Origin of the sequence: Nostoc sp. (assembly GCF_036917435.1) — a bacterium.
In the GTDB taxonomy this organism is placed as follows: Bacteria; Cyanobacteriota; Cyanobacteriia; order Cyanobacteriales; family Nostocaceae; genus Nostoc.
In genome coordinates, this window is record NZ_JBALDM010000037.1 from 112,989 (window position 1) to 139,363 (window position 26,375).

At 41.5% G+C, this 26,375-nt stretch carries 26 protein-coding genes and 1 pseudogene; 15 read left to right on the forward strand and 12 right to left on the reverse strand.

The window, feature by feature from the left end:
- Nucleotides 1-9 precede the first annotated feature (9 nt).
- The 3 genes and pseudogenes from V7K98_RS17610 (at nucleotide 10) to V7K98_RS17615 (ending at nucleotide 5,765) form a co-directional block, all read left to right on the forward strand.
- Entirely contained in the window at nucleotides 10-3,006 is a 2,997-nt protein-coding gene (locus V7K98_RS17610) for a zinc-dependent metalloprotease (RefSeq protein ID WP_335024013.1), read from the forward strand.
- Nucleotides 3,007-3,173: 167 nt separating this feature from the next.
- Nucleotides 3,174-3,516: pseudogene (locus V7K98_RS28930) on the forward strand (ISH3 family transposase); the annotation flags it as partial.
- A gap of 275 nt (nucleotides 3,517-3,791) precedes the next feature.
- Nucleotides 3,792-5,765, forward strand: a complete 1,974-nt coding sequence (locus tag V7K98_RS17615; protein WP_335024015.1) for a bluetail domain-containing putative surface protein — start codon at nucleotides 3,792-3,794, stop codon at nucleotides 5,763-5,765.
- Nucleotides 5,766-5,853: 88 nt separating this feature from the next.
- Here V7K98_RS17615 and V7K98_RS17620 read toward each other — a convergent pair whose 3' ends face one another.
- Together V7K98_RS17620 and aroB are read right to left on the reverse strand one after the other, a co-directional pair.
- Nucleotides 5,854-6,450, reverse strand: a complete 597-nt coding sequence (locus V7K98_RS17620) for a Uma2 family endonuclease (RefSeq protein ID WP_335024017.1) — start codon at nucleotides 6,448-6,450, stop codon at nucleotides 5,854-5,856.
- 59 nt (nucleotides 6,451-6,509) lie between these two features.
- Nucleotides 6,510-7,622, reverse strand: a complete 1,113-nt coding sequence (gene aroB, locus V7K98_RS17625) for a 3-dehydroquinate synthase (RefSeq protein WP_335024019.1) — start codon at nucleotides 7,620-7,622, stop codon at nucleotides 6,510-6,512.
- Nucleotides 7,623-7,688: 66 nt separating this feature from the next.
- Between aroB and V7K98_RS17630 the strand changes: the two genes are divergently transcribed.
- Nucleotides 7,689-7,838 carry a hypothetical protein gene (locus V7K98_RS17630; RefSeq protein ID WP_335024021.1) on the forward strand — a complete coding sequence of 50 codons (150 nt, stop codon included), beginning with the start codon at nucleotides 7,689-7,691 and terminating at the stop codon, nucleotides 7,836-7,838.
- 39 nt (nucleotides 7,839-7,877) lie between these two features.
- Nucleotides 7,878-7,973 carry a cytochrome b6-f complex subunit PetL gene (gene petL, locus V7K98_RS17635; protein ID WP_094332720.1) on the forward strand — a complete coding sequence of 32 codons (96 nt, stop codon included), beginning with the start codon at nucleotides 7,878-7,880 and terminating at the stop codon, nucleotides 7,971-7,973.
- Nucleotides 7,974-8,051: 78 nt separating this feature from the next.
- Here the strand turns inward: petL and bioB are convergent, their stop codons facing one another.
- Nucleotides 8,052-9,059 carry a biotin synthase BioB gene (gene bioB / locus V7K98_RS17640; RefSeq protein WP_335024147.1) on the reverse strand — a complete coding sequence of 336 codons (1,008 nt, stop codon included), beginning with the start codon at nucleotides 9,057-9,059 and terminating at the stop codon, nucleotides 8,052-8,054.
- A 386-nt stretch (nucleotides 9,060-9,445) separates the two neighbouring features.
- On the opposite strand from bioB, the gene V7K98_RS17645 reads away from it, so the two are divergent.
- Both V7K98_RS17645 and V7K98_RS17650 read left to right on the forward strand, forming a co-directional pair.
- A complete protein-coding gene (locus V7K98_RS17645) occupies nucleotides 9,446-10,021 on the forward strand; it encodes a GNAT family N-acetyltransferase (RefSeq protein WP_335024023.1) in 576 nt (191 codons plus the stop codon).
- A 247-nt stretch (nucleotides 10,022-10,268) separates the two neighbouring features.
- Nucleotides 10,269-10,730 (forward strand): hypothetical protein, encoded by a 462-nt coding sequence (locus tag V7K98_RS17650; RefSeq protein WP_335024025.1) that lies wholly within the window; start codon nucleotides 10,269-10,271, stop codon nucleotides 10,728-10,730.
- 25 nt (nucleotides 10,731-10,755) lie between these two features.
- Here the strand turns inward: V7K98_RS17650 and V7K98_RS17655 are convergent, their stop codons facing one another.
- A complete protein-coding gene (locus V7K98_RS17655; protein WP_335024026.1) occupies nucleotides 10,756-10,884 on the reverse strand; it encodes a hypothetical protein in 129 nt (42 codons plus the stop codon).
- Between the two features lie 641 nt (nucleotides 10,885-11,525).
- On the opposite strand from V7K98_RS17655, the gene V7K98_RS17660 reads away from it, so the two are divergent.
- Complete coding sequence (locus V7K98_RS17660) at nucleotides 11,526-12,983, forward strand: protein adenylyltransferase SelO (protein WP_335024028.1); 1,458 nt, start codon at nucleotides 11,526-11,528, stop codon at nucleotides 12,981-12,983.
- A 281-nt stretch (nucleotides 12,984-13,264) separates the two neighbouring features.
- Here the strand turns inward: V7K98_RS17660 and V7K98_RS17665 are convergent, their stop codons facing one another.
- Nucleotides 13,265-14,482, reverse strand: a complete 1,218-nt coding sequence (locus V7K98_RS17665) for a M20 family metallopeptidase (protein ID WP_335024030.1) — start codon at nucleotides 14,480-14,482, stop codon at nucleotides 13,265-13,267.
- A gap of 107 nt (nucleotides 14,483-14,589) precedes the next feature.
- Between V7K98_RS17665 and V7K98_RS17670 the strand changes: the two genes are divergently transcribed.
- The 5 genes from V7K98_RS17670 to V7K98_RS17690 all read left to right on the forward strand — a co-directional run bounded on the left by V7K98_RS17670 (nucleotide 14,590) and on the right by V7K98_RS17690 (nucleotide 16,436).
- Nucleotides 14,590-14,859, forward strand: a complete 270-nt coding sequence (locus V7K98_RS17670; RefSeq protein WP_335024032.1) for a YciI family protein — start codon at nucleotides 14,590-14,592, stop codon at nucleotides 14,857-14,859.
- A gap of 7 nt (nucleotides 14,860-14,866) precedes the next feature.
- Nucleotides 14,867-14,989, forward strand: a complete 123-nt coding sequence (locus V7K98_RS17675) for a hypothetical protein (protein ID WP_335024034.1) — start codon at nucleotides 14,867-14,869, stop codon at nucleotides 14,987-14,989.
- A complete protein-coding gene (locus tag V7K98_RS17680) occupies nucleotides 14,986-15,780 on the forward strand; it encodes a Tab2/Atab2 family RNA-binding protein (RefSeq protein ID WP_335024149.1) in 795 nt (264 codons plus the stop codon). Before V7K98_RS17675 ends, V7K98_RS17680 begins: the two co-directional genes overlap by 4 nt.
- Nucleotides 15,781-15,859: 79 nt before the next feature.
- Complete coding sequence (gene mazE / locus V7K98_RS17685; protein WP_335024036.1) at nucleotides 15,860-16,090, forward strand: type II toxin-antitoxin system MazE family antitoxin; 231 nt, start codon at nucleotides 15,860-15,862, stop codon at nucleotides 16,088-16,090.
- Nucleotides 16,077-16,436: a type II toxin-antitoxin system PemK/MazF family toxin gene (locus V7K98_RS17690; protein WP_335024037.1), complete on the forward strand. Its 360-nt coding sequence runs from the start codon at nucleotides 16,077-16,079 to the stop codon at nucleotides 16,434-16,436. Before mazE ends, V7K98_RS17690 begins: the two co-directional genes overlap by 14 nt.
- Nucleotides 16,437-17,091: 655 nt before the next feature.
- Here V7K98_RS17690 and V7K98_RS17695 read toward each other — a convergent pair.
- Nucleotides 17,092-18,180, reverse strand: a complete 1,089-nt coding sequence (locus tag V7K98_RS17695) for a glycosyltransferase family 4 protein (protein ID WP_335024038.1) — start codon at nucleotides 18,178-18,180, stop codon at nucleotides 17,092-17,094.
- Between the two features lie 73 nt (nucleotides 18,181-18,253).
- Here V7K98_RS17695 and V7K98_RS17700 point away from each other — a divergent pair, with 73 nt between their 5' ends.
- Nucleotides 18,254-18,376, forward strand: coding sequence for a hypothetical protein (locus V7K98_RS17700; RefSeq protein ID WP_335024039.1), 123 nt, complete (start codon nucleotides 18,254-18,256; stop codon nucleotides 18,374-18,376).
- A gap of 409 nt (nucleotides 18,377-18,785) precedes the next feature.
- On the opposite strand, the gene V7K98_RS17705 is transcribed toward V7K98_RS17700, so the two are convergent.
- Nucleotides 18,786-19,445 (reverse strand): class I SAM-dependent DNA methyltransferase, encoded by a 660-nt coding sequence (locus V7K98_RS17705; protein ID WP_335024041.1) that lies wholly within the window; start codon nucleotides 19,443-19,445, stop codon nucleotides 18,786-18,788.
- Nucleotides 19,446-19,935: 490 nt separating this feature from the next.
- Between V7K98_RS17705 and V7K98_RS17710 the strand changes: the two genes are divergently transcribed.
- The gene (locus tag V7K98_RS17710) at nucleotides 19,936-20,229 is read left to right on the forward strand and encodes a transposase (RefSeq protein WP_335024043.1); all 294 of its coding nucleotides are present in this window, start codon (nucleotides 19,936-19,938) and stop codon (nucleotides 20,227-20,229) included.
- A gap of 118 nt (nucleotides 20,230-20,347) precedes the next feature.
- Here the strand turns inward: V7K98_RS17710 and V7K98_RS17715 are convergent, their stop codons facing one another.
- The 5 genes from V7K98_RS17715 to V7K98_RS17735 form a co-directional block, all read right to left on the reverse strand.
- Nucleotides 20,348-21,547: a DUF4159 domain-containing protein gene (locus V7K98_RS17715; RefSeq protein ID WP_335024045.1), complete on the reverse strand. Its 1,200-nt coding sequence runs from the start codon at nucleotides 21,545-21,547 to the stop codon at nucleotides 20,348-20,350.
- A gap of 127 nt (nucleotides 21,548-21,674) precedes the next feature.
- Complete coding sequence (locus V7K98_RS17720; RefSeq protein WP_335024047.1) at nucleotides 21,675-22,703, reverse strand: phage tail protein; 1,029 nt, start codon at nucleotides 22,701-22,703, stop codon at nucleotides 21,675-21,677.
- 82 nt (nucleotides 22,704-22,785) lie between these two features.
- Nucleotides 22,786-25,002 carry a putative baseplate assembly protein gene (locus tag V7K98_RS17725; protein ID WP_335024049.1) on the reverse strand — a complete coding sequence of 739 codons (2,217 nt, stop codon included), beginning with the start codon at nucleotides 25,000-25,002 and terminating at the stop codon, nucleotides 22,786-22,788.
- A 93-nt stretch (nucleotides 25,003-25,095) separates the two neighbouring features.
- A complete protein-coding gene (locus V7K98_RS17730; protein ID WP_335024051.1) occupies nucleotides 25,096-25,509 on the reverse strand; it encodes a GPW/gp25 family protein in 414 nt (137 codons plus the stop codon).
- A gap of 286 nt (nucleotides 25,510-25,795) precedes the next feature.
- Nucleotides 25,796-26,293, reverse strand: a complete 498-nt coding sequence (locus tag V7K98_RS17735; RefSeq protein ID WP_335024053.1) for a PAAR domain-containing protein — start codon at nucleotides 26,291-26,293, stop codon at nucleotides 25,796-25,798.
- Between the last annotated feature and the right edge of the window lie 82 nt (nucleotides 26,294-26,375).

Sequence of the window (26,375 nt, forward strand, 5' to 3'; positions counted from 1 at the left end):
ATTGATGCGATGAACAACAGATTAACCTTTTATATTATTTTGTTACATGGGTTGTTTTTAGGAATAGCAACGGCTAACGCCAAGTCCCTGGCTGTGAATGGAGCTGATACAGAATTTTCAGCTAACCATAAGGCTGTGCGGGTTGTAGAAGCCGTAGTTAAAGCCAATAGTCAGTTAACGACAGAAACTTCTGCAACTAATATTTCAGCATTATCATTAAATAATATTAATATTCCTCAGAAACAGAGGCTACCGTCAGGGCAAGTTTGGGTGGTTAATCAAAATAAACTTGCAGAGCCTCAACCGTTTATTTGGATAGTAAAAGATCCTAAAAAAGCATCCGAACAACCATTTTTACAAGTTGCAAAACCCACAGAAAAGCCTAAACCTACTAAAACACCAACAGCAAAGGAGGAGTTAGAGGTGTTTGATGAAGTAGTGAAAGGAACCCAAAAGTCAGGGGGGCTGTTCACTCTTTATCGCAATAAAGAAAAGAATAAAATTTATTTAGAAATTAAGCCAGAGCAACTTAATAAGAATTATTTAGCTACGGCAACTCTGGAATCGGGCATTGGCGAACGAGGTATTTACAGTGGTATGCCTCTGCAAGATTTTTTGTTTTATTTCCAACGGGTAAATGATAAATTAAACTTTGTTATCCGCAACGTCAATTTTCGCACTCGTGAGGGAGATCCACAAGTGCGATCGCTAGTCCGGTCTTTTAGTGATTCTGTTCTCTACAGCATTGCCATAAAAAGCATTCATCCACAACGCAAAACTATTCTCGTAGATTTGGGCGATTTATTACTGACAGATTTAGGTGGATTAGCTGCAAGTTTAGGAGTCCCAAAAACTACAGATCAGTCTTATTTCGGTACTGCTAAAGCTTTTCCTCAAAACTTAGAAATTGAGTCAGTTTTAAATTTCTCTGGTGCTGCTAGCGGTGAAACCGAAATAGCCAACCTTGTATCGCTACCTGACAACAGGGGCTTTACCCTGCGTGTCCATTATAGTCTCTCCCAACTACCTGATAAAGGTTATCGACCGCGCATTGCTGACGATCGCATTGGCTATTTCATCACCGCCTACCAAGATTTATCCAAAGACGATCGCGGCGATTCTTTTGTCCGCTACATAAATCGTTGGGATTTGGAAAAACAAGACCCGAAGGCAGTAATTTCTCGCCCCAAAAAACCGATTGTTTTTTGGATTGATAACGCTGTGCCTTTAGAGTACCGCGATGCGATGAAAGAAGGCATCCTGATGTGGAATAAAGCCTTTCTCAAAGCGGGATTCAAGGATGCAATTGAAGTCCGCCAAATGCCTGACGATGCAACATGGGACCCAGCAGATATTCGTTACAACACAATTCGCTGGATTAACACAGTCGATGGTTATTTTGCAATGGGGCCATCCCGCGTTAACCCCTTGACAGGGGAAATTTTGGATGCAGACATTCTCGTAGATGCCAGCTTTATCCGGGCACTTAAGAGTGAGTATCGCAAAATTGTCCAACCCAGTCAGGCACAAAGCCAGACTACCTTATCAGCTTTGATGCAAAATCGTCTACTTTGCGCCAATGGTTTAGATGGCAAAAACAATGCTGTACCCAAGCAGATGCAGGGGCAACAAGGGTTGTTGAATAGTTTATCTAAAATGGCAGGAGAGTACGATTTATGCTATGGGATGGAAGCTGCTAACCAGTTTGCTCTCGGTTCACTGGCGATGTCACTACTGCCTGATACAATGGCAACTCCAGATCAGGTGAAAGAATATATCAATCAATATTTACGTTTAATTATCGCTCACGAAGTTGGACATACTCTTGGTTTACGCCATAACTTCCGTGGTAGTACTCTGCTACCCCCCCAGGAGATGAATAATACGGAAATTACCAAAAATAAAGGTCTGACAACTTCCGTAATGGACTATATTCCTCCAAATATTGCCCCTCAAGGGACAAAACAGGGAGATTATTTTCCTAGTATGGTGGGGCCTTATGATGAATGGGCGATTAAGTACGGCTACATCCCAATTCAGACATCAACCCCCATCGCTGAAAAGCCAATTTTGGAAGAAATTGCTGCACAATCCTATAAGCGAGAGTTGAGTTATTCTACAGATGAAGATGTGTATGACCTTGACCCAACAGCTGATGCTTGGGATAACAGTAGTAATGTGCTGCTTTATTCTCAGTGGCAGTTAAATAATTCGCGGGTAATGTGGGAACGTCTTGATAAGCGTTACCCATTGGCTGGTGATAGTTACAGTGATATTAGCGAACGTTTTAGCACAGTACTGGATAACTATTTTCAGCAAATATACTATACGACTAAATACATCGGGGGACAGTCTTTCTATCGTATTCACCCTAGCGAGATTCCCTCTGGAGTTGGGCAACACCGATTACCATTTGAACCAGTACCAGTTGAAGAACAACGGCAAGCTTTAGAAACGCTACAAAAATATGTGTTTGCGGAAGATGCCTTGAGCTTTTCACCAGAACTACTGAATAAGTTAGCACCTTCTCGTTGGCGACATTGGGGAAGTTATCCGCAAGTTGGGCGTTTAGATTTTCCAATTCATGACTTGGTGCTACTTATGCAGGGTTCTGTGCTGCGAGATTTACTCTCAGGCGATCGCCTCTCTCGCCTCAAGGATATTGAACTTAAAACTAAGCCGGAAAATGCATTGACTCTACCAGAACTATTTGACACTTTGCAGTCAGGTATTTGGACGGAGGTAATTAAACCAAAAGGTAAACCAATGAAGATTACCAGCTTACGGCGAGGCTTGCAGCGCCAATACTTGGACATTTTAACTGCTATGGTGTTGCGAAAAAAAAATGTCCCAGAAGATGCTCGGACTCTAGCTTGGTATAAACTCAAACAGTTGGATGAGAAACTCAAAGGGGTAAATTCCGAGGATGAATACACCAAAGCGCACTTACTAGAAACACGCGATCGCATTGAGAAAGTCTTAAATGCTCCATTGCAAGGAAATTAAAAGAGTTGGAAGAGAGGCAGGAGTTAAGAGTAAAATTCTTAACTCCTTATTGATAAACTGTACGCGACAGATATCTGGATTGCTCAATTTTTCCCAATTACAGCAGATTGCAACTTGGTGAGGTATAGATCATCGTAGGGGCACAACATGTTGTGCCCCTACCCGTGTACTTTGTTTATGTTATTTACAAAATTAAAAACAATTTAGATTACATCTATCAAGATTATCGCAAAAGATTTGACATCAAGAGTAGCTATCGGCTTAAAAATATTTGTCGAATTAGAACGAATAATAAAAATCCAGTATTGAGATTACTATTTGTTGGTATCTCCTTTCTTTTAGTTAATATTTGGCTTAATCTACTTTTGGCTTAGAATTAGTCCTAAAAGGAAAGGCAGCCGATTAATTTATAGCAAATTTTTCATACTCAAACAGATGTTAGCCTTTTTATCACAAGCTATTGAGCGTAAATATCAAGTAGTTGAAAGCGTTTACATCCAATCAGGTTAATATTGACCATCATCAGCTAGCTAATTATAAGTAATCATAATCTATCTTATGTCTGCTACTTAGAATACTTGCTATGTACAAATTTTATAAGTTACATACGCTTGCGCGATCGCTATTTAGAGAAAAACTTTTTAGTTTACTGATGAATGATGCAGCAAAAAGATATCTAACAATAATGTATCATCATTGTAAAAAGATTTTGCAGAGCATAGCGATGTGTAATTAAAACACATCGTATATACAACTGGAATCAAATAGATAAGGAAGACTAATTTATGACCTCAACCACAACTTACACTTACGATGTTGATGGCAAAGTGATATCTGAGAGGACAGATAACAACAGTGATGGCATAATAGACTCAGTTATTACCTACCGCTATGACCAGATATTCTCTATATCTGACAGAAACGGCGACGGGGTAGTTGATTCTGCCCAAACCTCTACTTATGATGCCAAGGGCAACCGGACATCCAATAGCGTTGACAACAACCTCGACGGCATACTTGATTCTGTCCAAACCTCTACTTATGATGCCAACGGCAAGGAGACATCCTATAGCGTTGACAGAAACGCCGACGGCATAGTTGATTTTGTCCAAACCTCTACTTATGATGCCAACGGCAACCAAACATCCACTAGCGTTGACTACAACGGCGATGGCAAGGTTGATTATGTCCAAACCTATACTTATGATGCCAACGGCAAGGAGACATCCTATAGCGTTGACAGAAACGGCGACGGCATAGTTGATTCTTATGTCAGAACCTCTACTTATGATAGCAACGGCAACCGGACATTTTATAGCGTTGACAACAATGGCGACGGCATAGTTGATTCTGTCGAAACCTCTACTTATGATGCCAACGGCAACCGGATATTTTATAGCGTTGACAAAAACGGCGACAGCATAGTTGATTCTGTCGAAACCTCTACTTATGATGCCAACGGCAACCGGACATTTTATAGCGTTGACAACAATGGCGACGGCATAGTTGATTCTGTCGAAACCTCTACTTATGATAGCAACGGCAACCGGACATTTTATAGCGTTGACAACAATGGCGACGGCAAGGTTGATTCTGTCGAAACCTCTACTTATGATGCCAACGGCAAGTTGACATCATATAGCCCTGACTACAACGGCGACGGCATAGTTGATTTTGTCTACACCTATATTTATGATGCTAACGGCAACCAGACATCCTTTAGCAGAGACAACAACGGCGACGGCATAGTTGATTTTGTCTACACCTCTACTTATGATACCAACGGCAACCAAACATCCTATAGTCTTGACAGCAACGGCGACGGCAAAGTTGATTTTGCCACAACCTATACTTATGGACGCGCATCCGCCAGCTATGACTTCAACAATGATGGTGTAATTGATGCAATTGGCATCTACAGCTACGATTTTAGCGGCAAGCTGACATCACAAAAAATTGACAATAATCGTGATGGCATCTTTGATGAAGTTACCGCTTACAGTTACAACGCTAACGGCAAACTCGCTGCACAGGTTGCTGACAAAAATAATGATGGCATCCCTGACGAGATTACCACTTTCAATTACGATCGCAATAACAAACTAATTTCCGCAGATATTGACAACAACAGTGATGGCATTACTGATGCAGTTACTACTTATCTGTATGATACCAACGGTCAATTAATCAGCAATACCACTACAGAAGCAAATGTGCCAAACATTACCTTAAAGGGTGGTAACTGTGCAGATGAACTCAGTGGTGGGGCTGGTAACGATCGAATTTTCGGCAAAAACGGCAACGATAAACTCTTTGGATTAGCCGGAAATGACAAATTAGTTGGTGGTAATGGTAATGACATCCTCAATGGTGGCGCTGGGCGTGATACCATTACGGGCGGTTGTGGCGCTGATAAATTTGTGTTCAGTAGTCTGAGTGATTCGTTGCTGTCTAGCTTTGATAAAATAACTGACTTGAATATTTGTGAAGATAAAATTGATGGGCTGTATGCAGTTAGCGCTGCTAATTTAGTTCAACTTGGCACTGTTGCGAGTCTAAATCTTTTGGATGTACAACAGATATTGACTGCAACTGCTTTTGTGGCTAAAGGTGCGGCAACTTTTACCCTCGGTACAGGCAATCATCAGCAGACTTTTCTGGCACTCAATGATAACACTAATGGATTCTCTGCGCTCACAGATGCAGTGATTGAGATTAGTGGCTATAAAGGCAGCTTGAATAATTTAGCCGTTATCTAAGAGACATCTCCGAAAATTAAATATGCATTATCTGAAACGCTTTGTAGGGACAATTCATGAATTGTCCCTACGCCTTTTCTGGAGATGTCTAAGGTTTTGGCGAAGGTATTGCAGCATTTAATGGTATTCTAGCCTTTTGAAACACCTGCTCAACAGTAAATTCCAGTCCCTCGAATAGGGAATCTGTAAGTAATTCGTCTCCCATATAAGTTTGTGGTGCTGCATCTGGATAAAAAACAGTAATACTTCTGACTTTACTATCTACCACCCACACCCGTAGAACTTTAGCATCCAAATAGTTTTTGGCTTTAGCTGCCATTTGTCCAAAACTTTGTCCAGGTGAAATAATTTCAATCACCAAATCGGGAGGAACAGGACAAGCTTCGTTTTCATCCCAGTTGGACGGTAAACTTTCATAAGAAATGTACAAAATATCGGGAATTGGCATCCAATCTTGCCCCCGACGAGTTAATGCAATAGACCATTCCGGGCAAACTTCTCCTTTTCCCTCGCACGATTTCTCAATCAAATTGAGAAGGACACGGGTAAGTTTTGCGTGAAAAAATTTTGGTGATATTTTAGGAATTGCTTGACCATCAACAAGTTCATAAGTTATGTCTCCTTCACCTGGTGGAAGATTTAGGAACTCTTGCACAGTTAATTGATTTTTGGCTTGGAGTATCATGGCTCAATAATTCGTAATTCGTAATTCAATTCTGACTCCTGAATTCTTCTTGAAATTGTTTACATTCCTCGCAACACTTGCCGAATAATATCTGATGGCACTTCGTCGGTAACTGTAACTACACCAATCTCTGTTGGTAAAACAAATCGCACTTTTCCTGCTTTGACTTTTTTATCTAACTGCAACGCCTCAATAATTGCTTCAATATCCACCCCAGATGGTAACTGAGTCGGTAAACCTGTTTTTTGAATTAAAGCATTTTGACGTTCGGTGTCTTCCTTTTGCCACATTCCCAATTCCACGGCAATTTGACCGGCTGCTACCATGCCAATGGCCACCGCTTCACCGTGATTCACTAAACGATAACCAGTCAAACTTTCTACTGCATGACCGATGGTATGCCCATAGTTGAGAATCGCCCGTAATCCGCCTTCTTTCTCATCTTTGCTAACAACGTCAGCTTTCGCTTGACAAGAGCGCATTAATATAGTCTTTATTAATTCAGGTTTTACATAGCGAAGTTGGTCAAGCCGTTTACTTGCTTCCAACTGGGCAAACAATTCAGCATCCCAAATTACACCGTACTTAATAACTTCTGCCATTCCTGCCCGAAACTCGCGCATAGGAAGGGTTTTTAACACATCTGGGTCAATTAATACTAGACGCGGCTGATGGAATGCCCCAATCAAGTTTTTACCGTGGGGATGATTTACGCCAGTTTTGCCACCAATTGCCGAATCTACCATCGCCAAGAGAGTTGTAGGCACTTGCACAACATTAATACCGCGCAGCCAGGTTGCGGCGGCAAAGCCAGTCATATCGCCAACCACACCTCCGCCCAAAGCCACCATCGTAGCAGAACGTTCTAGGCGGTTTTCTAAGGCGACATCGTAGAGTTTTTGGATGGAATTGAGGTTTTTGTAGCGTTCACCAGGTGGTAAGGTGCAGCTAGCAACTTCAAATCCAGCAGATTTCAGGGATGTAATTGCTCTTTCGCCATAATGCTTAAAAATCGTCGGATTAGAAACTAGCAGTACTTTCTTGCCTAGTTTCAAATTGGCCATCTGTTGACCGAGTTGATCTAAACTCGAAGATGCGTTAGCGTCGCTCAACGAAGTTATCGCAATCTCATAAGACCGCTCTGGTAAATTTACATTAATTACAGAAGTCATTGCTTAACCCCAAAGAAGCGCCCGTGGGCAGTATTCTATCGCAATCTGGGCATTGGGAATTGGGTATTGCGAATTGCGAATTGGGAAGAAGCAAGGGAGGAGGGGGCAGGGGGCAGTGGAGAAAGAAGTAATGGTAATTTTAATTCTCCTCTTTGCCCAATGCCCAATGTCCAATGCCCAATGCCCAATGCCCAATGCCCAATCTTCAACAACTAATGATTCAATAGATTTAGGAAGTATTGTGGAGAAAAATAAATGTTTGCAATTGCAGCTTACATCGGCTTTTTAGCTTTATTCTTTGGTTTATCAGTCGGTCTGTTGTTCGGTCTGCGGACTGCCAAGATAATTTAACCAAGACTCTTGTGGGGCGGGCATCTTGCCTGCCCTCAGTCAGGGACGGGTGAGACACCCATCCCTGATTGAAGATATTTATCCGACAACAGCTGGACTTGCTACTTTTTCCTGTCTTTGGGAAGGTGGACGCATCCCCAAACCAAGTAAATTCAGCATTTCTCGATCGCTATCATAATCTGGACAGGGAGTTGTCACTGTCAACATTTTGTTGTCGTCGCTGGAAAATATAGAATTGGCTCCTGCCATAAAGCAGAAAGCTTGTTCAACTTCAGAAAGTCTAGCCCTACCAGCACTAAGACGCACATCAGAAGCTGGCATTAGAATTCTGGCTGTGGCAATCATTCGCACAATATCCCAAACAGGGACATCAGGCTGATTTTCTAAGGGTGTGCCTGGTACTTGTGAAAGAATATTAATTGGTACTGACTCTGGATGCGGATGTAAATTTGACAGAGTTTGTAACATCCCAACCCGGTCATCGACGGTTTCGCCTAAACCAAGAATACCGCCGGAACATACGGTAACATTAGTCTGCCGGACATTCTCAATTGTATTCAAGCGATCGCTATAAGTTCTCGTGGTAATAATTGTGTTGTAATATTCCTGCGAGGTATCTAAGTTATGGTTGTAGGCGTAAAGTCCCGCTTCTTCCAGTTTCCTGGCTTGATTTGCCGTCAACATACCCAGAGTGCAGCACACTTCTAAACCCATTGCGGTTACATCCTTTACCATTTCCAGAACTTCCTCAAATTGTGAGTTATCCCGGACTTCCCGCCAAGCAGCACCCATGCAGATGCGACTAACACCAGTTTCTTTAGCTTTCTGGGCGATGTTAATTACCGTTTCCTTCTCTAGGAGTGCTTCTGCTTTTACCTCTGTTTTATAGCGCGAAGATTGGGCACAGTAGCTACAATCTTCTGGACAACCCCCCGTTTTAATGGATATAAGCTTACAAACTTGTATTTTTGTTGGGTCATGATATTGGCGATGCACGCTAGCAGCTTGATAAATAAGCTCTAGCAATGGCATATTGTATATCGCCCGAATCTCTAATTCCTGCCAATCGTAGCGTATTGCCACCACATCACTATCCTTCTTGTAGACTGGGTTGAATCTTGAGCTTTCTTTTGGTTGAATTTCCTGCGGTACAGCGTTTGGGCAAAGCGATTTTATCCAAGTTACGCCCCGCACTGTGCTTTATCACCCATTGGCTCTCAATCCTTCCGCTCTAGATATTAGACATCAGCTTATCAAGATTTTGGTGGAATGGCAGATTAGCAGTAAAAATACTTACGCTGTCTATTGTACAGGGCAGTGGGCAAAACAGTTCCGAGTTAGGAATTAGGCAAAAATACACCCAGTAGGGGCAATTCACGAATTGCCCCTACCCTTTAACTGCTCTGCTAAACCGGAGGTATGAGACAATTTATAAAATTTAGAGAATGTGCTGGGAATAGCTCCCGTCGATTATGATATCAGAATTGCCACTAATTACTAGCGATCGCCTATTATTACGAGCGGGGATTCATGAAGATATACCCCAAATTCTCAAATACTTTATTTATAACAAAATCTATCTCACTCCATTTTACCCTCTATGGGTTGATGGTTTTTTCACTGAAGAATATTGGCAGTATCAGATAGAGAATAGTTTTTTAGAATTTATTAATGGGCAATCATTAAAGCTATTTATTTTTACCAAAAAAAATCCTACCGTAATTATTGGAACGGTCAATTTTAGTAATTTTGCCCGAGGAGCCGCTCATTTTTGCTATGTTGGATATAGCCTTGCTGAAAGTAAACAAGGTAAAGGATATATGACAGAAGGGCTAAAAGCTGCAACTGAATATCTCTTTAAAGAGTTAAATTTTCACCGAGTTATGGCTAATTATATGCCTCACAATCGGCGTAGTGGCAATGTCTTAAAAAGACTTGGTTTTGTTATTGAAGGATATGCTAGAGACTATTTGCTAATTAATGGGCAATGGGAAGATCATATTATGACAAGTTTCACAAATTCTAACTGGCAAGCACCAAAATTTTAAGCAGCTATTCTCTAACTCTGTATAGATACTGGACTTATTTGAGAACTTGATTATCTGTGTATTATATTTATTTATACACAGCTAATTAACAAATTTGAGACGTAAGTTCGCAACATCTAAAAATTCATAGTAAATCCATAATAAATACACAATAACTCCACAAGCAAATGCGAGAGTAATATTTGTTCACCCTCTGGCTTATCAGCCAATGGGTGCATTTTTTTAGATGATTGAGGAGTTTTTCAAAATGTCTATTAATTCTATAAAGGGCTTATCTGTATTTTCTGCTACCTTCGCTTTTGCTACCATATTGCACGGAGTAGTTTTGGCAGCACCAGTTCCCACTTCCGCCACTCCCACTACTCCAGCGTTAACAACTCAGAATAGTGCTACAACACACCAAAAAATCAAACTCACAAGCCAACAGCGTCAACAAATCGAAGTAGCACGTCAGCAAAGAGATAAAGATATTGAGGCTCTATTAAACCCGTCCCAAGATACTAAATTTAAGGCAGCACTACAATCACGCCAGAGAATCAGGATGGTGTTAAAAACTTTGGATTTGAATCAAGTTCAAGAAAAACAGGTTCAATCAATTTTGCAAGCGTATAACCAGCAAGTAAAACAAATTCTCTCTTCACAGGCATCGCAACCAACACCAAACTCTGTAGGTATTACTCAACCACCATCACAACCAATGAAAAAGTAAAAAGCCCAGTTTGATTTAATTAAGGTTAAGTTTCCGAAGACTGGCGAATTTGATGCAAACTTCGGTTAAGCCAGTCTTCATACCAATCATCAAAACTCAAAGGCTGCTCCTCAGTAAGTAGGTAGGGATAATTAAATATAAGATCAAACCTCACCCTCAATCCCTCTCCAAAGTATCGGAGAGGGAAGCCGGAGGCAGGGTGAGGTTTGATATTTAATTTGACCCACTTACTTATTCTTGACAATCAAATCCAAATCATTCTACGCTTCTGTTAAAGAAAAAGGTTTAGAGAGAATTTCATAGTTATCTTGGTATAGTTTTTCTGGGATGACATCTTCATTTCAATCCCCGATAATACATATCCTGGCCCCGCACCACCATTGCCAATTTCTAATAGAAAGTTTTTATATTCACTTGGTAGCGTAATATTGTATCTAGTAGTCTGTCAAACCCATTTTGACGGTTAGAAAGACGCGATAAATCGCCGTCTCTACAGAAGATTTATTCGTCAATTATTTCTTGACAGACTACTAGACTCAAACACTTGAATATCTTTCTTACTCAAGCAAGGTTTTAATTGATACTAGTGTGATTCTGAACCAAAAACCTCAAATGTAGCGTCTAAAATACCTAATTGAGTTAATTTTTTCTGGAACTGCAAAACTTTATTCATTATCCGCTCTAGATTTTGATGGTGACGCTGCCATATTTTAGATATGAGTCGCTTTTTGCGTCTATGCTGATGCTGAAGCCAGAGGTACTATTAAGGGAAGAATGAATTAAGCTTTGCTCGTAATGACTCTGGCTGAAACCCCAAACTACAAAAATTCTAGCAATCCTCTTCTCTCCCTCAACTACGAAAGCGCCTTAGAATCTCTAGGCGATGACTACTACGACGAGGTTGCAGCAGAAGAATTTCCCCAACACCTCTTGCGCTGGCGTAACGATGCACTATTACCTCTTTTAGGTTTAGACACCCAAGCAGTCAAAGACGAAGATTTCATCACAGCTTTTGGCCGGTTTCAGGGGCGCAAACCCTTGTTAGCACTACGTTACCACGGCTATCAATTTGGTGAATATAACAGACAGTTGGGTGATGGCAGAGGCTTTCTCTATGGGCAAGTACGCGCCACTGATGGCGAATTGTACGATTTTGGCACAAAAGGCTCTGGGAGAACGCCCTACTCCCGTGGTGGCGATGGTATGCTCACGCTTAAAGGTGGGGTGCGGGAAGTTCTGGCTGCGGAAGCACTACACCACTTGGGTGTACGAACCTCGCGCTGTTTGAGCATGATTGAAACAGGTTTACCTCTGTGGCGAGGCGATGAACCTTCACCTACCCGCTCATCTGTGATGATTAGAATGAGCAGTTCTCATATTCGGTTTGGTACTTTTGAGCGACTGCATTATTTCCAGCGTCCAGATTTAACTAAGAAGTTATTAGACCACGTAATTGAGCAATATTATCAACACTTAAGTAGTGAAGAAGATAAATATGTTCTGTTTTACGCCGAATTAGTTAAACGAGTTGCAGAATTAGTAGCGCAGTGGATGGCGGCGGGCTTTTGTCATGCAGTTCTGAATACTGACAATATGTCGATTACTGGAGAGAGTTTTGACTATGGCCCTTATGCGTTTATCCCGACTTATAACCCATCCTTTATAGCTGCATATTTTGACTATTATGGACGTTATTGTTACGGGAATCAACCAAGTATTTGCCACTTGAATTTACAAATGCTCCAGGAACCTTTAAAGGCAATTATTGATAAAGCCGAAATGGAAGCTGGATTAGCTAAGTTTGATGAGTATTATAAAGCTGAATACAGTTCTTTGATGTTGAAAAAGTTAGGTTTTGATAATTTGCCGCATCCAGAAGCATTGGAACTATTGAATCTAACGATTGAATTTTTGAAAGAGAGCCAAGTTGGTTATCACCAATTCTTTTATGAGATGGCTCGGACTTTTTCATCTAAATGGCGAGATGAACCAGGTTTTGTGATGAATAGTTCAGATATTGTTCCAGTACCGGGTGCATCAGGAATTTTTGATGATTGGTGTATATTGTACCATAAAATTTTGAACGATTTGGATACCAAGAACACCGATGTAATTGCTCAGACTCTAGCTGTTCATAATCCAAAAACGGTATTATTAAGACCTGTGATTGAGTCTACTTGGGAAGCAATTGCTCAAGAGGATAATTGGCAACCTTTTTATGAGTTAATCAAGGCAATTCAGTCTAGGAAATAGTAAGATTAGAACTATTTTCTTTTTCATAAAGACAGACTGTTGAGACGACGAATAATGTAATAAGAGACGTTGTAATACAACGTCTCTAGGACGCAATTACGACTAGTTGGGGAGTAACTAACCACAGAGGCGCAGAGAACACGGAGAGGGGAGTATCAAATTCTGATGTCGTTAGGGCGTGGATTGCAAAATTACCAAAGCCTAAAAAGACTATATCTGATTAGATTTGAATATAGTTTGAGTAAAGTTGTTCAATACCTTCGATGAAGGTTTTCCAAGCCTCAACTAAAAAACTTCTCCACACATCTAACAAATATTTCGACACCCATTCCCAATGCCGTCTCGTCAAAATCAAATCGGGGATGATGATGAGGATAGGCCAAATCTTTCTCTGGATTCGCAGAACCTAAAAAGAAATAGCAACCAGGAATCTCTTGCAAGAAAAAGGACATATCCTCAGCAGCCATAGTTTGGCATTCTGGCACAATTCCCAACGGCGTTTCTACCACTTCTTCTGCTACAGTTCGCACTAATTCTGCTATCTTAATATCATTAATTACTGGTGGATAAAGTGACCAGTATTCCAAGTCATAACTCGCACTATGACTTTGACAAATTCCAGCAATAATCTGCTCGACACGCTGGTTAAAAAAGCCTTTCAAACTAGGATTAAAATACCTGACAGTAGCACTCATTCTCGCTGTATCAGCAATCACATTCCGCTTGGTTCCAGCATGAAGTTCGCCCACCGTTACCACAGCTGAATCAATAGGATTCACATTCCGAGCGACAATGGTTTGCAGAGCATTTACAATTTGGGCAGCAACGACTACGGAGTCAACAGTTTGATGGGGTAGTGCGCCGTGTCCACCTTTGCCCAAAATTGTGCAGTTAAAGCACTCTACAGCAGCCATCAACGCCCCAGCCCGTACACCCACTGTTCCCAAGGGTAAGTTATTCCACAAGTGCAAACCAATAATTGCGTCAACATCAGGATTTTTCAGAACTCCAGCTTCAATCATCGGCTTTGCGCCTCCTGGTGATTCTTCTGCTGGCTGAAAGATAATTTTGACGATACCGGAGAAGTTTTGGCGATGCTGCTGAAGATAGTAAGCTGTACCTAATGCGATCGCAGTATGTCCATCATGTCCACAAGCGTGCATCACTCCATCATGCTGCGATTTGTAGGGCACTTCGTTAAGTTCTTGGATTGGCAAAGCATCCATGTCTGCCCGAATCGCTAAAACTTTCTCTGTGCCTAGTTTGTTGCCCTTAATAGTGGCAACAATACCAGTGTCAGCAATACCAGTTTGATGCTCAATTCCCCATTCTTGAAGCTTTTGTGATACAAACTCAGCCGTCAGTTTTTCTTGAAAACCCAATTCTGGCTGTTGATGCAATCGCCGCCGCCATTCTACTAATTGCGGTTGCAATGAGCGAATTGCCAGTCGGATGCGAGATAGATCGACAGAAGATGAATTGGGAAAGGTAGAAACCATTATGAAGACAAGCTAGTTTAAGTACAGCTAACTTAGTTTATCGTAGGTAATGGCGAAGAATCATCATCAAAATCTTCTTAACCAGTTAGTAGGACTAACAAGGAATTATGCCTAAATATGTACTCTGGGGAACTTACTGCGAAGACGTTCTCGAAAAACGCACCCCCCACCGTCAAGCTCATTTAGACGGATTAGCAAAACAGAAAGAATCCGGTGTGCTGATTACCATTGGCCCCACCAAAGATGTTACAAAAGTTTTTGGAATTTACGAAGCCGAAGACGAAGCCACTGTGCGCCAGTTGATTGAAAACGATCCCTACTGGAAAAATGGCATCTGGACTGAATATTCTGTCAAAGAGTGGATTCAAGCTATTTAAATTGGGCATGGGGCATAGGGCATTGATTATAATTCCCAATGCCCCATGCCCAATTCCCAATTCCCAATTCCCAATTCCCAATGCCCCATGCCCAATTCCCAATTCCCAATTCCCAATTCCCAATTTATGAAAATTTGGCAGGTTGACTTTTATCGTCGTCCCTCACAAGATGCATCGGGACAAATTTTATGGGAGTTGTTGATTTGTGATGCAACTCGCAGCTTTGAGTATGAAGCTACCTGTCTCCAGTCAGCAGCAAATTCGAGTTGGGTTGCAGATCAACTTGAGTTAGCGGCTGGTGAAAAATTGCCAGATGCGATCCAGGTGTTTCGTCCTCAGTCTCTAAGCTTAATTGAGGCGGCTGGACGCAATTTAAGTATAAATGTCGAACCTACCCGCCACACTTTGGCACTGAAGCAGTGGTTACAAGAAAAGCAGTATCCCTCAACGCTGGATAAACCACCCCCAGTACCATTACCAGAGAACCTCTGGGGAGAACAATGGCGTTTTGCGACTCTAGCTGCTAGTGATGTAGAAACAAGATTTAGCGATCGCCCCATTCCCATTTTGCACATCCCAGAATATCTTAAACCCATCAATTTGGGTTTAGCATCAACAGTGCCTGTCCCTGGTGTGGTAATTTATGGTGGACGGCAATCGATGCGCCTAGCACGGTGGTTACAGCAAGCCCGTCCTGTGGCGTTAAACTACATTTCTGGCGCACCAGACGGCTTAGTATTAGAAGCTGGCTTAGTAGATAGGTGGATTGTTGCCACTTTTGAAGATCCAGAAGTTACAACAGCAGCCCAAACATATCAACAACGAAAAAAGCATTGCCGAGGATTGCATTTTTTGTTAGTACAACCCGATGATTCCGGGATGACTTATAGCGGCTTTTGGTTATTACAGACAGAAGATTGATATTTAAAGTACATCGGCTTGGCAAATTCTAGTAAGATGATAAAATCATACTAAATAGTAAGGCTAAAAAATAGTATAGATGCTAAAGGTCACAATTACCTTAGAAAAAGACATTCTACAATTTCTAGATCAGTATGCACAGGGAAATCGTAGTGCATATATTAATACACTTCTGACAGAACACCGCCGCCGAATTTTGGCAACAGAAATGATTGCAGCCCTCAAGCAGGATGCTGAAGATCCAGAGTATCAAGCTGAAATTGCTGCTTGGGATAGTGTTGTTGGAGATGGCATAAATGCCAGGGAGTAATTTAACTTATCTGCGAGGAGAAATACGTTGGGTGAATCTTGAGCCAACAGTGGGGGCTGAAGCAAAAAAAATCCGTGCTTGCTTGATTGTGCAGAATGACATCATGAATCAGTATGGGTTGCTAACAATTGTGATGCCATTTAGACCTGGAAATAAACAAGCTCCCTACGTTGTGAATGTGAAAGCAACACCAAATAATGGACTAGACCAAGACCGTTTTATAGATATCGGACAAATTCGTGCTGTTGACCATAGTCGTGTTTTGGGTTTAGTCGGTGTGCTGGAGTTAGAGTACTGGGAATTTATTCGTACAGCTTTAAATGTAGTTCTAGGATTTGTGGTTTAAGGGTGTTAAGGAATAAATTAAAAAGTAAAAAGTAAAAAGATAATCCCCATAAATAAATCTAGGGGATTTAAAAAGGATGCATAAACAAGTAAAAAGATAAAAGTAAAAAGAAAGATAAATTCAATATTTCTTTTGCCTTTCTACTTTTTACTTTTGCCTTGTACGGATGCCTTGTTTCACAGCATGTCGTGTCGCACTTCGTGCCGCTACGCTAACGAAACAAATCTTTATTTCCTTTTCTATAAATAAATTCAGGGGCTTCAAACCGATTTTATTCCTCTTTCTTTTTACTTTTTATTTTTGCCTTGTTCGGTGATTGCCCAGATTTATCTATCCCACATTCTGCACTTCAATAAGTAGCATGAATAAACTACATAAACAAAAAATGGGCTGATGAGAATTTGAACAATCAAGTAACCAGAAAATAAATAAATTATCCACATACGAATTCAAGCTTTTTACACCATAAAAAAGCTGGTTATTCAATAATATTTAATTAGGATTTTGCAATCAGTTAGGAAAACATCAGATTAAGCAATACTGAATTAGAGAATTCAAAACTCAGATAATAAGTAATACTTTTGACAATCGTAGGATGCAACAGCTTCTTCTAATCTTCCTAACTGCTCCAGCACATAACCTAAGATTTATAGGTTTACTTTATGGCTACTTTTTGGTAAACATCTACTGTTTGAGCAGCAATATTTGACCAGTTCAAATCTTGTTGACAACGTATTAAAGCTGCTTTTTGTATTTTCTGTTGTAATTGAGTATCACTTAATAGCCGAATAATAGCGTTAGCAAGACCACGGACATCACGGGGTTCTACTAATAAGCCATCTTCTTCATGCCTAATCATCTCCGCTAAACCGCCAAGATTAGAAGCAATTACGGGTGTTCCTAGAGAATACGCCATCGTCGCGACACCACTTTGTGAAGATTCAATATAAGGGAGAATTACTGCTGTACTTCTTTGGAATAAAGGTGCTACGTCTTCATTGAGTATGAAACCGCTTAAGAGTTCGTAGTATTTTTTGTCAGTTGCTTGTAATAAGTGATCAATATTTTCGCCCTGTCCAGCAATAATCAGCTTGACTTCTGGAATATGTTCTGCAACCAAAGGTAGAGCCTGTATGAGATATTTTAATCCTTTGTAAGGCCAAATGCGTCCGAAGAATAGCAAAGTATAAGGTTCACGTTCCTGTATCTTCTTCCCTGAAAAAGATTGAAACAAACTACCTAGTTCACCATGAGGCAAGACATTAACTCGTGCGGACGGCACGTGGAATTGCTGGACAAGAGCATTTTTTAGCAAGTTAGTATGGACAATCAACCGTTGGGAACGATAATAAGCTATTTTGCGAGTATATTGGGTACCAGGAATGAGATCGCGATCTCCAGGGTGCGCAAATACATCATGAATTGTTGTCACTAAAGGCGGCATTGTATTACCAAGGAGCATTAAATCATACCAAGGATCGTTATTTTCTTGGACGTGCAGTACATCTGGTTTTATTTCTCGAATCATTCGCATTATTGCAGACATTACAAATATATTGCGTGGGTTGCGGATACGTGGTTTTTCAATTTTAATGATATGAATACGCGGATCGATAAAATCTTTATATTGAGAATATATTTTTTCTGAGTGAATGAATGTCAAATCAACATAATTTACTAATTGATTTGCTAATTGAAGAGTATAGCCACTAAAGGGAAAATGTAATAGAGTAACTTGCAGCATGGTTATTGTTAATTTACCTAATTTAAGTGAACTTTTTTAAATGAATATTTAGAGTTACCTCCTAAACTAGGGCGTGTCATTAATTAAGCCAGATAATAGTAGCAGCAAGGTAAGTTTATCTGAGAAAGTTGATTTATCATTTATCATAACGTGTGGCGATCGCTCGATATTATTTGAACCCCAAATCGAAAAATAGAGAGCAAGTTGATTAATTTATTCTGAGAAATATTTCTACAGATACTACCTACAGGCTTACGACCTCGGAGAATTACCGAAGAAGAATTCAGGAATCAGGAGCCAGAATGGGCTAAACCTTAGCTATCCGCTAACAGAATTGAATTCTGTGCGAAAAAGTGGAGGAGAAAAAAGTATTCCTTGCTTGAAACCCCTGACTTCAGACATGGGGTATTCTGACTCCTGAATTCTGACTTCTGACTCCTTTTCATTTGCCAATTTTTCTTCTTGATGAGGCTTTGGAATTTAGCTACAGTAGTGCCATTGATTGTATTGCCTTTCTCCCAAGTTTTTAAGCTGGCAGAGTCACGCTGAACTTATATCCCCCGAATAGAATTCAGGGATATTAAGCCTGAATTCTTCTTCATTTCTTAAACTCGCTCGAATAAATCAAGTCGATATTCTTCCTCTCGTTGACCTTTTAAATGCCGCAGTTGATTTGGGGCCAACTCAAAAAACGAGTTATGAACTTCATCCCCACTCAACGGATGATCACGCCAATAAGGTGTCCAATGAACTAAAAGTAGATGTCCTCCAGGTTCTAGGTGTTCTAAAATGCACTGTTGAGATTTTTTTAGGTCTTTCCAGCTCCAGTAATAGCCAACTTCCGAGACTAGAGTCAAATCAAATATCTCATCGGGATATTGCTCTGGGACACGCATAATCTCGAACTTGACATTGGAGAGATGCTGACAGCGCTCTTTTGCTCTATCCTGCGCCAGTTGTGACATATCAACCGAGAGGAGTGAGTCACAACGCTTTTGTAGCTTTTCAGTTAAAACGCCAATGGAACCGCCAATTTCAAAGGCAGACCGATAGCGCTCTTTGGGTAAAGCTGCGATCGTCGCAGCATATTTGTTAGCTTCGTATTCCCTTGTCTCGTACTTCCACGGGTCGGGATCTTTGCTGTAGAATTGATCGAAATAGCTGGCTGGTAAGGAGTCAGATTGTAACAAGCTCAGTTTATAACGACCAAAAATCAGTTTATTAATCTTGTGTTTAAGTTGTTTAAGTTGTTTAAGTTTTAGCATCAATCTGCCTTAGTTACTATTGATACCAAATATCAATGAGATGTAATATTATTCATCTCCTTGTTCAGACTGATTATCAGCAAACAAATATTAAAAGGATTTGAGAGAAAAGTCAAGAAGAAGAGAAGACCGAAATACGGTCATGAAGAGACAACTCGAAATGGTATTGAGCCGAGATACGTGTAAGTGCGATTCGTTCTGGAGAAACCCATAATTTGGTGGGATTCCAGGCTTTGGTAGAGTAACCCTTATTGGGCTAAGTCCGCACTTTAATCATCTACTGATGACAACTTGATATCCATGTAAGTGAGGCGACAACTGAGAAACCAATTCTTACTGCCCTGGTGCGGGGTTAAAAGCACATAAACTACCAATGATGGTAGCCCCTACGGAGAAGACTGACTATCCCGGATTTCTCACAAAGCTTGAAGAAGTAGGGGTTAAAAACTGCCAAAATGTATATTGCACAACAATTACAGCAGTTTAAAGTATGACCCCAAGTAAAAATGATTGTATACCAGAACAGTTCATATTTGAACAAGTAAAGTCATGTCCAGTTGTAGTTAATTTCAAGGGTGAGCCTGTAACATCGGATGCAGGATTAACATTAATTGCGGAACTGGACAGAAAAAGAGAAATAACATCACGACTGGCAGCATGTTTCAAAGACTACCGAGAGCCTTTATTTTCTGGTTACTTGATTGTTCAAATTCTCATCAGCCCATTTTTTGTTTATGTAGTTTATTCATCCTACTTATTGAAGTGCGGAATGTGGGATATATAGCAATTCTAAATCATTGGTGAAAAGTTAGATCCCCGACTTCTTAAAGAAGTCGGGGATCTGGATACCGTCAATTTCCACAAATAATATAGTATTGTTGCCCACCCTGCTAACTTTGTTCTCACCACTGCCCTGAATTATCTTCCTGTTGCAAACCTATCAACTGTCGCCGCTTCCAAGCATAGTGAAGAATATTAATTCCAAGTTCCTGGGCTGTACGAATGGTCAATCTGGGTAAATTCAAGTCTCTATCCAGACCCCAAGCGGTTGCTAAATCACCAATTACTAAAATAATTCCGCCACCAATTAACATTTTAATTTGCTGTTGATTAACCATTGGCAAGGCAGCAAATAAGAAAGGTTTTGTCCTTAAAGGATGACTCCGTTGCAATTCTTCTAAAGGTCTTAAAGGACTTTCTAACTGTTGTGCTAATGCTTGAGTACTCTCAATTAGAGCATTAGCATTTGGTGGTGCATCAACGAGAAGCACGCCACCTAAATTTAAGTAATTTTTGAGGGATTCAAATTCAAGACTATTTAAAGAAATAGCCTGTCCACCTGTTAAATAAAGTAGATCATAATCTTGAATATTTTCCGCTAAAGAAACCTGGCCTGGTTCATCAGCCCCCCGCAAACTGGGATATAGGGGTTCTACTGCTTGTAATAAGTAGGAAAGGCTGAAAAAATTACGCGCACATTCAGGATCGCTATGATTCGCCTGTGCCATACATACAAGTGCTTGAGGACGCATTTGTGCCTGACGGCGATAACGCAAATCAATATTGTTATATCCAGGGAAGAAAGCATCCGCAGGTTGGGTGATTTCGTTATTTCCTGGTTGTAGAAGTATGCGGCATATTTCTATTTCTGAACTGATTGGTACGGAGTTTCTTTGGTCAATTCTATAGGTTTCTTGAACAATATCTCTTTGCTGTCCGCGCCGCAGTTCGTCAGGGTCTACATAGCTAACGACTAAGTAGATCATGAGTGGTTCAGAACTTACTACTTCTACATCAATAGGAAAATCATAAGAGGTCGGTATAACAATTAGATTACCCGCTAAATCAATTGCAATACCAGGTTGAATTTGCACCCAACGCCCATCTCGATATCTAGCTTCTACTTGGCTTGGGGCTGTCACATCTCTAACGCCTAAACCACAGACAATTCCTGGTTGGTTTAAACTTTGATATTGGGCATTTTGTCGATTCCGATGATAATCATGGGCTGTACGCCAGCGTTCTGCATTGATTAGTAATCCGTCTGCGGCTTGAAGGCGTTCAAGAGATTTGATTGGTGGGGGTGGGAAAGGATGAGACATAGTGATTTTAGATTTTGGATTAAAAGTAGATGTAGGATGTGTTATGCCAAAGGCTAACGCACCTTTAATTATCGATGGTGCGTTACGCTAAAGCGACAACACACCCTACAATTTAATTTGAAATTATTTAATTAGAAGGATTTTCAATAGATAATTCATAAGTGCAAAAAGCAGGTTTTTCTTGTTCTATGATTCTTTGGATAAGTTGCTCGTTAATGATGCCACTAGAAATATTTGAACGCAAACGTACTATAAAATGATATGGTTGGCCACCTGCTAAAACTGCATTTCCTAATTGGGCATCTCCGATGATGAAACTTGGGCCGAAAGGTTCTGTAATACTGATATGTTTATCAGCTTCATTAGATAAATCTTCGTCGAGTGGTAAACCAGTATATAGATGTAAATAGAGACGCAATCCTTTACGAGTTCCGCGCCAACGATAAAGTTCTACAGCCCGACGAATTAAACGTCGTTGTTGCTGGAGATCCCAAACGGAATCTACTTGCCAAGCAACCCAATGAGCCATAAAGGGTAGTAGTGCTTGTGGTGCTGTCAAAGGATCGAGGTTTGCCCACATGACATTATAACTATCAACTATTGGTTGAAAAGCTTGCTCAAATATCTTCATGAAGCGACCAATAAAGTCTACTTCTCGATACAAAATTGGCAAGAATTCCATGTAGGCGGTGTAGGGACGGATATATAAATCGAAATACTCGCTTCTCTCGATTTGTTCGTTGTCCGTACCTGAGTCTATATGTAAAGTAATTAGGCTGCGAAAATTGAGTGTTAGTTTGTCTTTTTTCCCTGGAGAAATTGCTTCTTGATCTTCAAAAAATGTGTCGGGAATTGAGAAGTAGAGAACAGCATCCATTTGTCCGCGAGGCGGTATTTCACTGCCCTCTGTGCCAATTTGACACCACTGGGATGGGAAGTTTCCGTCAACGCTTAAGCTTACCCGTAAAGGACGTTGTTCTAAGTTTTGTATTTGCACAATCATCTCGCTGGGATGTCCAGGATGCAAGAGTAATGTACGTCCACCTACATCCATATCCGCATTTGCAAATCCTAAACCCGCCACAGGTAAAGCTTCGGGTATTTGCATTGGTGTTAATTGAATGCTTACAGCCGGACTAGAGCGACTTTGAACCATAGGAGTGGGGAGTGGGGAGTGGGGAGTGGGGAGTGGGGAATTGGGGATTGGGGATTGGGAATTGGGGATTGGGAATTGGGGATTACGAATTACGAATTATTTGGATGTCGTGATTTGAACGTAGATTGGTATCTGCCCAAGAACATATTAAACCTTCCGATCCTGGGTCAATTAGTTGTTCTGGTGATGGTTGTCGTCGCCAATTTTCTCCTTGCTTGCGGATGGGAAACAGCAGGACGGGGCCTAAATGACGCACGCCTGGGGTTTGTTGCAGTAATGCGACAATATCTGATGTATAAACTGGTCGCCCAAATGGCCAACCTTTACCGTCCATTCCTCCAGTTAATGGATTTAAATATTTATACAGCGATACCCTTAAATTCCGACGAATTTCTTCGCTGGCAAAAGGGTTGTTGTATGCTGGCTCTAAAGCAACTTCCGTCTGTACCGAAACACCTACGTAATTTGGTTCTTGTAATTCTATTTGCACTCCTAGTAAGCGTCTTTCATCTAAGTAACTCAAAATTTGCTCTTGGAGGGCATTACTCAGATTAAACTCTTCTGGTGTTATGCCATTACCTTGCCCGATCGCATCTGTGTTTGCATAAGGAACTACCAGTAAACTAACTATACCAGCTTGTCTACGAGAATTTGCTGGCAAACACCGGACGCGAGCGATCGCACCAGCACCCGCCTGTTGAGTCAAAACTTCAAAATCTTCGGCAGTGACGGCGCGATCGCGTGTGCGGAGGATACGGGGAGCCTTCATCACAGCCTGCTCTAACGATTCGGCATCTGCACCATTGATTGCAGGTACACGATTGACCACACTAGTAATGTATGGATACGCAGACTTCAAAAACTGGATTGCCCCAGTTTGCACATTCCCTTCTCTACCTCCACCTGTACGATAAGTAACCATTTTAATCTCTGCGCCACGGGGAGGGATCGCCCCATATTGATGTTCCGACTGGTTATTTTCCAGAACTTGGACAGATGTCTCGTCTAGTGATGGTTGCTGAATTCGCGTTGGCGGAGCCTGCCGCAGGCCTCGCACCTGGGTATGCTGTTTAAGTTGGCTAGGTTCCCGAATCAACGGCCCGAACTGGATTGTACCAGTGATGGAATCGATGGTGTAATGAAAATTATGTGGCCCAGAATCAGCAAAATCTCTCACCTCAGTCCACTTCTGAGGCAAACCACCACTGGGAGTAACTAGAATATACTCATTTTCTCGGCGTTCTAAAATTGGCGCTGTTTGTAACTGGAAACTCTGACCGGGTGTACCATCACTAATTCCCAATCGCTCATCTAGAATCAGCGTACTGTGACTAGCCCTAACAGTACCGCCAATTGACCGCGCTGCTAAACCAATAATTCTTGGCGGACGGTTGTAACCAGATTCATTTTCTCTACTAATAAAACTACAGCGCAGCCAGCGACCTCGGTAAGAGGTGAAATTAGCCACGGGCCAAACTTGAGGTAAATGCAAACGTACCTCTGCACCTTGAGATGGGTTTCCACCCTGTTGGGCCATTTCATAAAAACTGAAACCGCGAGTTTTATCATCTGACTCTTGCAATAAAACTGCTTGCCAATTTTCTCCATCCCAGGCTTCCCACCTCCGGGGTGGTTGATTGGGGTTAATACCCGCAGGGGTAGCCGCAGCCCCTTGGAAAATAATTTCTAAAACATTAGCGTCTAAAGGGTCGTCAGAATTAATTGCTAAATAAAAACAGTTACCAGGCTGGGGTTCCTCTTCAAAAATCGGTTGTTCGTTACCTGTCCAGAAACCGTTAGATTGACGAGTCCATGCAGTTGTGACTCTTTCGCGCAGAGATTGGGGAATATCTTCGGTAGTTTGGGCAGTTAAGAAATGTTGGATGCGGGGGTTGCCGATAATTAAAGGAGAATCTGTACTAAAAGTAATCGCTTCTGTAGTTTCAGTGCGGATAGTTGAGGCTTCTAATCCGGCTGGAATCGTGTAGGCTTCGGGTAGTGCAGCGCTTAAATAAAAAGTTAATTCCGTGCGGGCTGGGGCGGGAGGCTGGAGACGAATACCCAGTAATTCTAGGAAAGCGACATAATTTTTGCGAGGTACTTGGTTAAATCTGAGCAACATTTGGTCAGTTAACCAAGCAAATAACTCAATTAGCGTAATTCCAGGGTCGCTGAGATTGTGGTCTGTCCATTCTGGACAGTAGCGAGGAATACGCATAATACATTCTTCCACCAAATCATCGAAGGCGCGATCGTCTAGATTGGAAGAAGGTAATTTCGGTAAAAAGTCAAAGTTCATACCAATTTAAAAAAGAATGTGACAGATACAAGCCTAGAAACCCAAATAAAACTTAGTTTTCTGAAATTTTTAATTTTTAATTTTTAATTGGTATCACGATTCCTCCCCAGCTGACACCAAATAATAAGGATAAACAAAACTATAAATATCGGGGCCGTCTTTAAGTCGATAATTGATGATGATGTCCACTCTGCCACGCACAGGGTCAGGATCGGTAACAACTTCATCGATAGTAATGCGTGGTTCCCAAACCTCTAAAGCTTCCAAGACATAAAGACGGATTTGCAGTAGGGTATTGCTATTCAAAGGTGCAAACGCCAGTTCCGACAAGCGCGAACCAAAGGTAGGTCGATAAACCCGCTCACCTACTCCCGTGCGGAGGATAATCCAAATAGATTCTTTAACTTTTTGATCTTCATGGCTAAGTTGTATCCCACCTTGCACACTTAAATGCAGTGGATAAGCCCAACCTGTTCCCAAATAGGCTCGTTCACGACCATAAACCATATCTGGCACTTAGACAGCTGTTACATGGATATCTTCAAAGATATCGGCACAGAAGGTTTAAGCCTATTCGCCAAAGGTCGAGATTGAGGAGGCGAGAGACTGGGGACTGGGGACTGGGGAGTGGGAACTGAGGACTAGAGTTTAAATCTGTGCTGCTTCCGCAAGTAAAAAACACTCATTAATGGAGTTCTAAGCCTCATTAATGGAGTTCTAAGCCTCATTAATGGAGTTCTGAGCCTCAAATTACAGTTACAAATTATTCTGCTTCTGCCCTCTACTTCTCCAATCAGCCGCCAATCAAAACAGTTATATCACCTTTGATAATTTTATTCGGTGGCCCTAATGCTTCTATAATAGTATCGCCCATCCGAGAGGCAGGTAGGTTGTTAATCAGCACAGTCTGACTACCGTCAATCACAACCCCAGGCCCGTGGGGAGGTAAGGGTAAAGGTGTGGCGCAATTATGAATATCAGCACCTGCGGCAGCAGCTGCGATCGCACTACCCATAGTAGCTGCTGATGTTGCCTTTGTAGTTTGCTCAGTAGCTAAAGCAGCAGGTGCGCCTGGTGTCCCAGCCGCCGCTAGAGTAGCAGCCTCAGCCGCTTTGATAGCTATATCAGAAGATGTTTTGGCAGACTGCAAACCTGGTACTGCTGCTGCAAGCACACCCCGCCACGCAGGTAAAGACCCAATCAACACATTGGGACTACCCGGCCCTCCTGTTAAAACTGGGGGTAAGGGATGCGCCACATTATCAGTAATTCTTGCTGCCGGTTTACCCATCACAACCTCCTAATAGTGTCTTTAATCTCTTGCCTCTGTGTTCTCTGCGTCTCTGTGGTTGGATAAATTACTTTGAAACCAC

Excerpts from the sequence above, each read along its gene's own strand:
- V7K98_RS17650 (WP_335024025.1), top strand. The coding sequence starts at position 10,269 with ATGTCTATTAATTCTATAAAGGGCTTATCTGTATTTTCTGCTACCTTC.
- V7K98_RS17690 (WP_335024037.1), top strand. The coding sequence starts at position 16,077 with ATGCCAGGGAGTAATTTAACTTATCTGCGAGGAGAAATACGTTGGGTG.
- V7K98_RS17665 (WP_335024030.1), bottom strand. The coding sequence starts at position 14,482 with ATGGTTTCTACCTTTCCCAATTCATCTTCTGTCGATCTATCTCGCATC.
- V7K98_RS17705 (WP_335024041.1), bottom strand. The coding sequence starts at position 19,445 with ATGCTAAAACTTAAACAACTTAAACAACTTAAACACAAGATTAATAAA.
- V7K98_RS17725 (WP_335024049.1), bottom strand. The coding sequence starts at position 25,002 with ATGAACTTTGACTTTTTACCGAAATTACCTTCTTCCAATCTAGACGAT.
- aroB (WP_335024019.1), bottom strand. The coding sequence starts at position 7,622 with ATGACTTCTGTAATTAATGTAAATTTACCAGAGCGGTCTTATGAGATT.
- V7K98_RS17710 (WP_335024043.1), top strand. The coding sequence starts at position 19,936 with ATGACCCCAAGTAAAAATGATTGTATACCAGAACAGTTCATATTTGAA.
- mazE (WP_335024036.1), top strand. The coding sequence starts at position 15,860 with ATGCTAAAGGTCACAATTACCTTAGAAAAAGACATTCTACAATTTCTA.
- V7K98_RS17610 (WP_335024013.1), top strand. The coding sequence starts at position 10 with ATGAACAACAGATTAACCTTTTATATTATTTTGTTACATGGGTTGTTT.
- V7K98_RS17680 (WP_335024149.1), top strand. The coding sequence starts at position 14,986 with ATGAAAATTTGGCAGGTTGACTTTTATCGTCGTCCCTCACAAGATGCA.
- V7K98_RS17715 (WP_335024045.1), bottom strand. The coding sequence starts at position 21,547 with ATGTCTCATCCTTTCCCACCCCCACCAATCAAATCTCTTGAACGCCTT.
- V7K98_RS17670 (WP_335024032.1), top strand. The coding sequence starts at position 14,590 with ATGCCTAAATATGTACTCTGGGGAACTTACTGCGAAGACGTTCTCGAA.
- V7K98_RS17675 (WP_335024034.1), top strand. The coding sequence starts at position 14,867 with ATGGGGCATAGGGCATTGATTATAATTCCCAATGCCCCATGCCCAATT.
- V7K98_RS17660 (WP_335024028.1), top strand. The coding sequence starts at position 11,526 with ATGACTCTGGCTGAAACCCCAAACTACAAAAATTCTAGCAATCCTCTT.
- V7K98_RS17645 (WP_335024023.1), top strand. The coding sequence starts at position 9,446 with ATGATATCAGAATTGCCACTAATTACTAGCGATCGCCTATTATTACGA.
- V7K98_RS17720 (WP_335024047.1), bottom strand. The coding sequence starts at position 22,703 with ATGGTTCAAAGTCGCTCTAGTCCGGCTGTAAGCATTCAATTAACACCA.
- petL (WP_094332720.1), top strand. The coding sequence starts at position 7,878 with ATGTTTGCAATTGCAGCTTACATCGGCTTTTTAGCTTTATTCTTTGGT.
- V7K98_RS17620 (WP_335024017.1), bottom strand. The coding sequence starts at position 6,450 with ATGATACTCCAAGCCAAAAATCAATTAACTGTGCAAGAGTTCCTAAAT.
- V7K98_RS17615 (WP_335024015.1), top strand. The coding sequence starts at position 3,792 with ATGACCTCAACCACAACTTACACTTACGATGTTGATGGCAAAGTGATA.
- V7K98_RS17735 (WP_335024053.1), bottom strand. The coding sequence starts at position 26,293 with ATGGGTAAACCGGCAGCAAGAATTACTGATAATGTGGCGCATCCCTTA.
- V7K98_RS17695 (WP_335024038.1), bottom strand. The coding sequence starts at position 18,180 with ATGCTGCAAGTTACTCTATTACATTTTCCCTTTAGTGGCTATACTCTT.
- V7K98_RS17730 (WP_335024051.1), bottom strand. The coding sequence starts at position 25,509 with ATGGTTTATGGTCGTGAACGAGCCTATTTGGGAACAGGTTGGGCTTAT.